General features: G+C 39.3%; 6 protein-coding genes and 2 pseudogenes. 5 read left to right on the top strand and 3 right to left on the bottom strand.

Annotation, left to right across the window (positions count from 1 at the left end; all coding sequences use genetic code 11):
- Positions 1-126: 126 nt before the first annotated feature.
- A pseudogene (locus tag AACQ81_RS00295) lies at positions 127-519 on the bottom strand (transglycosylase SLT domain-containing protein); the annotation flags it as partial.
- Between the two features lie 293 nt (positions 520-812).
- On the opposite strand from AACQ81_RS00295, the gene AACQ81_RS00290 reads away from it, so the two are divergent.
- The 5 genes from AACQ81_RS00290 (at position 813) to AACQ81_RS00270 (ending at position 5395) form a co-directional block, all read left to right on the top strand.
- Positions 813-1727, top strand: coding sequence for a metal ABC transporter substrate-binding protein (locus tag AACQ81_RS00290; RefSeq protein ID WP_272903127.1), 915 nt, complete (start codon positions 813-815; stop codon positions 1725-1727).
- Complete coding sequence (locus tag AACQ81_RS00285) at positions 1724-2635, top strand: manganese/iron ABC transporter ATP-binding protein (protein ID WP_237388327.1); 912 nt, start codon at positions 1724-1726, stop codon at positions 2633-2635. Before AACQ81_RS00290 ends, AACQ81_RS00285 begins: the two co-directional genes overlap by 4 nt.
- Positions 2632-3507, top strand: a complete 876-nt coding sequence (locus AACQ81_RS00280) for a metal ABC transporter permease (protein WP_092550987.1) — start codon at positions 2632-2634, stop codon at positions 3505-3507. The genes AACQ81_RS00285 and AACQ81_RS00280 overlap by 4 nt, the downstream gene beginning before the upstream one ends.
- Positions 3504-4400 (top strand): metal ABC transporter permease, encoded by an 897-nt coding sequence (locus AACQ81_RS00275; RefSeq protein WP_237388326.1) that lies wholly within the window; start codon positions 3504-3506, stop codon positions 4398-4400. The genes AACQ81_RS00280 and AACQ81_RS00275 overlap by 4 nt, the downstream gene beginning before the upstream one ends.
- A 131-nt stretch (positions 4401-4531) precedes the next feature.
- Entirely contained in the window at positions 4532-5395 is an 864-nt protein-coding gene (locus AACQ81_RS00270) for a fructosamine kinase family protein (protein ID WP_237388325.1), read from the top strand.
- A 233-nt stretch (positions 5396-5628) separates the two neighbouring features.
- On the opposite strand, the gene AACQ81_RS00265 is transcribed toward AACQ81_RS00270, so the two are convergent.
- Both AACQ81_RS00265 and AACQ81_RS00260 read right to left on the bottom strand, forming a co-directional pair.
- Positions 5629-6168 carry a YniB family protein gene (locus AACQ81_RS00265; RefSeq protein ID WP_237388328.1) on the bottom strand — a complete coding sequence of 180 codons (540 nt, stop codon included), beginning with the start codon at positions 6166-6168 and terminating at the stop codon, positions 5629-5631.
- A 70-nt stretch (positions 6169-6238) separates the two neighbouring features.
- Positions 6239-6354, bottom strand: a pseudogene (locus tag AACQ81_RS00260) (IS630 family transposase); the annotation flags it as partial.

Raw genomic sequence — 6354 nt, 5'->3', positions numbered from 1 at the left:
AATTTCCAGCTATCATCTGTTAACATTAGTCTTGGCATTTGGGGTAATTGTTTTGATTTTTGGCGAAACCATTATAACAGCCCCATTTGCTGCTTGCTTTTTATACCAAAAAGATCAACACGCTCTAGTTTCAGGGTCTTTCAATTCACGTATCGTTGGCTGACCTGATTTTCCCTTCATTCGATAAGCATCTCTCCCTGCCGTAGATGCCTTAATCTGCATTAACCCAACTGCATTCGATTTGCTGACAACTTCTGGACGGAAATCGGATTCTACCTGAATAATTGCTTTGATAAGAGTTTCATCAACACCATAACGCTTTGCAGCTTGTTCAATAAAATCATCAAATCGAGTTGGTTCAGGTTTATTTGTAAATTTACGAGCCTCCAAAGCAGCATTATTGTCATTAAGCATACGCTTTACCCCTATTTGCTTGTTAACGTTTAATCGATTCTCTTCTTGCCCTGCACATCCGGTTAATAACAGTGCGAACACAATGTAGTTGAATCTTGATTTCACGCTGCTCTCTCCAAAATAAAATTAACCTTATAAAGGATATATAATTTTACTGATAAACCAAAAATATTTTTTACTGCTTACCAAAATAAATTAATGAATTTACTTTTGATAGCTATGGACAAAGTGTTATTTTTTTGTTCACATGAGATCCATTACTGTCATGTGAACCAGCAGAAAATTAAGGGGTGACTATCAGATCCATCATCAATTTCATTCGATACCACCTTGACTTTACATAAACGATACTGATAATCATTATCAATAATTTATGTATAATAGTAAGGTTTGCCATAATGAACACTAAACGTTCTCTCCCTGCTTTCCCACTCTTTAGTTTTGCCATTGCACTACTAACAATGGCTTTACTCAGTCAGCAAGCTCATGCAGATAAAAAGTTCAGGGTTGTTACGACATTTACCATTATTCAAGATATGGCCCAGAATATCGCTGGAGATGCAGCGATCGTTGAATCTATCACAAAAGTCGGTGCAGAAATCCACGATTACCAACCTACACCAAAAGATATTATCAAAGCACAACGCGCCGATCTGATTCTTTGGAATGGTTTAAACCTTGAACGTTGGTTTGAGCGTTTTTTTGAGAACATGAAAGACATACCTGCGGCGATCATTACTGAAGGTATTATTCCTTTGCCAATTAGAGAAGGTCCCTACACTAAAAACCCAAACCCCCATGCTTGGATGTCTCCCAAAAATGCACTGATTTATATAGAGAATATTCGAAAAGCTCTCGTCAAACACAATCCAGAGAATGCCGAAATTTATAACCGCAATGCTAAAGTATATGCAGAAAAAATAGCTCAATTAGATACACCACTTAGAGAACGGCTTTCCCGTATTCCAGCAGAACAACGCTGGCTGGTGACCAGTGAAGGTGCTTTCAGCTATCTCACACAAGATTACGGCTTCAAAGAAGTCTATTTATGGCCAATCAATGCAGAAGAACAAGGCTCACCTCAGCAGGTGCGGCGTGTCATAGATACAGTGAGAGATCATAAAATTCCTGTAGTCTTCAGTGAAAGTACTGTTTCAGATAAACCAGCGAAACAAGTGAGCAAAGAAACGGCAGCCCACTACGGCGGAGTACTCTATGTAGACTCTCTCTCTACTTCAAAAGGGCCTGTGCCGACTTATATTGATATGCTTAATACTACCGTAGACACCATAGCAAAAGGATTTAATCAATGAATCGCTCACCATTAAACCATCAGACATTGTTTGAGCAGCCTCATTTGGTCGTTGATAATGCTACCGTTACTTACAACAATGGGCATACTGCCATTTATGATGCCAGTTTTGATATCACTGGCGGCACAATTTGTGCTCTGGTCGGAATGAACGGTAGCGGAAAATCTACATTATTTAAAACAATTATGGGATTAGTTACACCTTCACAAGGAAAAGTGACTCTCAATACGCAACCTGTCAAAACGGCACTAAAGCAAAATATCATTGCATACGTTCCACAGACTGAAGATGTAGACTGGAATTTTCCAGTTTTAGTTTCTGATGTTGTCATGATGGGGCGTTATGGAAAAATGGGATTTTTACGCCGCCCCAGCAAACGTGATCATCAAATCGTGAATGAAGCTCTTGAACGTGTTGGATTGACAGAGCTGCGCGATCGCCAAATCGGTGAACTTTCCGGTGGACAAAAAAAACGAGCATTTTTAGCCCGGGCACTTGCTCAAGAAGGAAAAGTACTGTTGCTGGATGAACCTTTTACCGGCGTAGACGTAAAAACCGAAAATGCTATTATCACCTTACTTCGAGAATTACGGGATGAAGGACATTTAGTTTTGGTATCAACTCATAACCTCGGAACTGTTCCCGAATTTTGCGATCATGTTATTCTGATCAACCGCACAGTACTGGCCAGTGGCCGGACTGAAACCACTTTTACCCAAAAAAATCTGGAAATCACCTTCGGTGGTGTCTTGCGTCACATTAATCTTTCCGGTCCTGAACTGCACGATGATGATGACCCACGCTCACTGACAGTTATTACTGATGACGAACGTGCCGCTGTCTTTTATGGTCATAACCATCATATTCCCCCACGACAAAGTCAAAAACAAAAGGGAAACCAACCATGATGGAATTACTGTTACAGCCGTTTAATTACAATTACATGGTAAAGGCCATGTGGGTAAGTTCAATCGTCGGGGCCGTCTGTGCTTTCTTATCTGCTTATCTGATGCTGAAAGGCTGGTCGCTGATGGGAGATGCTCTCTCCCATTCTGTTGTTCCCGGAGTCGCAGGTGCATATGCCCTAGGTCTGCCTTATGCTGGAGGTGCTTTTTTTACCGGGATGCTCGCAGCACTATCAATGACCTTGGTTCGCCATATCACTCGGTTACGCGAAGATGCGGTGATCGGATTTATATTTTCAACCTTTTTCGCGGTTGGTTTATTAATAGTTTCCTTGAATCCCACATCTGTGAATGTACAAACTATTATTCTAGGCAATATATTGGGAATTGCTGATGAGGATGTTTTACAGGTTGAAATTATTATCGCCGTTTCCTTTGCCATCTTGATGCTGATCTGGAAAGACTTATTGGTTGTTTTCTTTGATGAAACCCATGCACGGTCTATCGGGCTGTCACCATTACGGTTAAAAATCATTTTTTTCACATTATTAAGTGCCTGCACCGTTGCTGCATTACAGACAGTAGGAGCAATTTTGGTGATAGCAATGGTTGTCACTCCTGGAGCAACAGCTTACTTATTGACAGATAGATTCAAACATCTCCTAATCATTGCTGTCGCTATTGGTTCATTTACCAGTGGTTTTGGCGCATATCTGAGTTATTTTCTGAATGGAGCAACTGGCGGAGTAATTGTTACAATGCAAACCGTCATTTTCTTGCTGGTGTTTTTCTTTGCTCCCAAACACGGCATGTTAGCTTCCCGCAAACGAGCCAGAAAGGAATCTCTGGCCTTGACTCAAAAAGGACACTCATGAATACGTTTATTGAATTAATCACTGAACCTTTCATGCATGATTTCATGCAGCGTGCCATCTTTGCAGCTATCATAGTAGGTGCAGTCTGTGCTGTGCTCTCCTGCTATCTAGTCTTAAAGGGCTGGTCGTTGATGGGCGATGCCATTTCACATGCTGTTCTACCGGGTATAGTACTAGCCTTTGTTGCAGGTATACCACTTGTAATAGGTGCCTTTCTTTCCGGTATATTTTGTGCTTTTGCCACTGGATATTTGAAAGAACACAGCAGAATCAAAGAAGATACTGTCATGGGTATCGTTTTCTCTGGCATGTTTGCATTTGGTTTAGTGTTGTTTACCCGGATAGATACAGACCAGCACCTGACGCACATCTTATTCGGCAGCATACTCGGTATTACTAAGAATGAATTAATCCAAACACTATGCATCGCCGGAGTGACACTGACCATTGTCTTACTGAAGCGAAAAGATTTTATGCTCTATTGCTTTGACCCTAATCAGGCCAGAGTAGTCGGCTTGCCAGTAAGGCTACTTCATTATGGCTTATTGTCTCTACTGGCCCTGACAATTGTTGCGTCACTGCAAGCGGTCGGTATCATTCTAGTTATTGCCATGCTGATCTCACCCGGCATTATCGCTTTCATTCTTTGCCGGAGTTTTGATCGTATGCTTGTGGTTGCAATTATTGCATCAGTATCATCCAGCATACTCGGCACAATCGTCAGTTTCCATATTGATGGTGAAACAGGCCCATGTATTGTAATTATTCAAGCTATTATTTTCATAGCTGCACTTATTTATAACCAAATAAAATTGGCCTACAAAAAAGTGAACAAGAGTTCGTCCGAAAAAACTTCATCTCAACCACTGCCAATTCCAGAAAAATCACACTGACCAAGAGAGAGTGCCATATTCAATTTTGGATATGGCATTATTAATTGCCATTAAAGTCCTTTTTAACCTGTTCAAATGCTGCATCTATCTGTAATATGAATGTAGCAATTGTCAACTTAATGAGGTGAATCATGTGGCAAACCGTGAACCGTCTATTAAGTGAGCATTTTGGTGACGCTGAGATTCACGATAAAACGGAATTATCAGGAGGTGATATACATCGTTCTTGGTGTATTGAATATGGTGAACAACATATTTTTGTCAAATCCAACGTGAAAGAAATGCTGCTGGTTTTTAAAGCAGAAGCAGAACAGCTAGAATTATTGGCTCGCAGCAAAACAACCCGCGTACCTAACGTTTACGGTGTAGGGCACGATCGTGACTATAGTTTCCTTTTGCTGGAATATTTGCCTATAAAGTCATTTAATGCCCATAGTGCATACTGTTTCGGTCAACATCTTGCCAAACTGCATCAATGGAGTGAGCAACCTAAGTTCGGTTTTGATTTTGATAATATGCTTGCCACCACCATACAGCCTAATGGGTGGCAGAAACGCTGGAATCAATTTTACGCAGAAAAACGTATTGGCTGGCAATTACAACTTGCAGCTGATAATGGCATGATATTTGGAGATATCAACCAGATTGTTGAGATAATCAGTAACAAACTACACTCTCATCACCCGCAACCTTCTCTCCTTCATGGCGATTTATGGCCTACAAACTGTGCATCATTGAATGACGAGTGTGCTGTTACCTTTGATCCTGCCTGTTATTGGGGTGATCGTGAATGTGATTTAGCGATGCTGCCTCTCTATCCAGATCTTCCTTTACAAATTTTTGATGGTTACCAAAGTATTTGGCCATTGCCACATGACTTTATTGATCGCCAACCTATTTACCAACTTTATTATTTGCTGAACCGATGTAACCTTTTTGGCGGTGATAACTTTATCGTAGTGCAAAATATTATTGATAAGATCTTATCTGAATAGCCATCAAAAACACTCATCAACATGATATATGAACACAAAACGATTATGGTTAACTCTGAATCAATTCTCCTTAACAATAAGGGTTAACATGTGGTTTTTAAATCACATTCAATGTCATTTTTCAATATTTACGATTTACATACGCCAGTTTCATCAATATATTTTAACAAATAAAATAACATTATATGTTAAAAACTGCATAGAACATTCTGGCATAGCTATTATTTTTTTCATTACCAACCCAATAATGTAGATAACAGATAAGCAATAGCACCGATAATGATTGGTGATATATAAAGAGTAAAAATTTGGCTGAATAGAGAATGCCTCGGAAATTTGATTTTATTTTTCAATTGTTCCTTTGTAATTCCACTCTCTTTAACATTTTCAAGGATCATTTGATCTTCAATATGTTCTTTAATAAATTTAAACTGGCGGTACATTCTCAAGCCAGAAGCATTCATTGCCAAACCAATAAATATTAAAAAATAGATAACAAGAAAACCGAAATTTGCTCCTGTAATGCTCACTGTCCAATCAGGAACTGGAGAGTATTTCCAAAAAAAATCCAGAAAAGGTGTATTGAATTTAATCATTTCTGCCATCATTTTGAGAAAATCATTCAATACCGCATTAATACCATCACCTTTTACGCCATGCTGCCATGTCAGATTGATCACTGAGACAAAAGTAGACAAAAAAGCCGGTACAAAAATAATCCAGCCCAGAATTCGTTTAGCAATAGCAACATAGCCAGCTTGAAAATATGTAATCATTTAAAATTCTCCACTAAAAAAACGTATTAAATGAAAATACAATATTTATAAATTCATATATACCAATCTAACTTGAAGATGCAGGTTTTAAAATCTGAAAGTTGTCAGTCAGTCGAGTCGTGAGTTCTTTCGCTTTTTCTGGCAAAGTGGTATGAAAAAAGTGGCGAAGGGTTTCACGGAATG

The organism is Xenorhabdus sp. Sc-CR9, assembly GCF_963897815.1.
Taxonomy (GTDB): Bacteria; Pseudomonadota; Gammaproteobacteria; order Enterobacterales; family Enterobacteriaceae; genus Xenorhabdus.
The sequence above is the reverse complement of the archived record's forward strand: the minus strand, read 5'-3'. Positions and strand labels throughout refer to the sequence as shown.